Below are 624 nucleotides of genomic sequence, written 5' to 3'. Positions count from 1 at the left end.
TTCAACCAGACCCTCGCCAAGCCGTTTCGCTGGACCTATATCGGCAAGCCGCTGATGGCATGAAATTGTCCAGTCAATTTAGGGTGCGCGGTACTAGGCTCTGTGGAAATGCACGCAAGTGGCAACTTCGGCGTCTTGCAGAGGCCTATTGCCGATACCTACTACCGTGATGGCCTTGGACCCTGGCCCTATCGGTGCATCGATGATGCCTCTGATCTCGAGATGCTGGTCAACGACTTCCAGCACCTGGTGACTTTGACGGTAGTGACCCAGCCCGGATGGAGCCCGCCAGAGTCGATGACCTCGACAGGACAGGCGCGCTATCTCAAAGCCCACTTTGCCTACGACCCCGACCTCCCGGTTCCCGCTTTCAGCAAGCGGTCGCGCGCGAGGCTTAGCCACGCTGAAGCTCGGGGTTGGTTCGAGACGGTAGAGGCGCCGGAGCAGCGGATGGAGATTTGCGAGCTATACGAAGGACTCAAGGCGCGACGCAATTTTGGTCAGTTCTTCGCGATGCGGCCATCACATTTTAAGAGCATCTCCAATTAGGAGATTGCCAGGAAAGAACTTACCCATCAGCTGGCCGGATGAGGATGTCCCATTTAGGCAAGGAGGGGTTGCGCT

The 624-nt window shown here is 57.2% G+C and carries 1 protein-coding gene; it reads left to right on the top strand.

The annotated features are described in order from the left end of the window. Positions 1 to 222 precede the first annotated feature (222 nt). The gene (locus GJ668_RS19935; RefSeq protein WP_186343242.1) at positions 223 to 549 is read left to right on the top strand and encodes a hypothetical protein; all 327 of its coding nucleotides are present in this window, start codon (positions 223 to 225) and stop codon (positions 547 to 549) included. The last annotated feature ends 75 nt before the right edge of the window (positions 550 to 624 follow it).

Origin of the sequence: Allochromatium palmeri (genome assembly GCF_009720725.1) — a bacterium.
GTDB lineage: Bacteria > Pseudomonadota > Gammaproteobacteria > Chromatiales > Chromatiaceae > Thermochromatium > Thermochromatium palmeri.
Note: the sequence above shows the minus strand (reverse complement) of the source record. Positions and strands in the feature narration are given on the sequence as shown.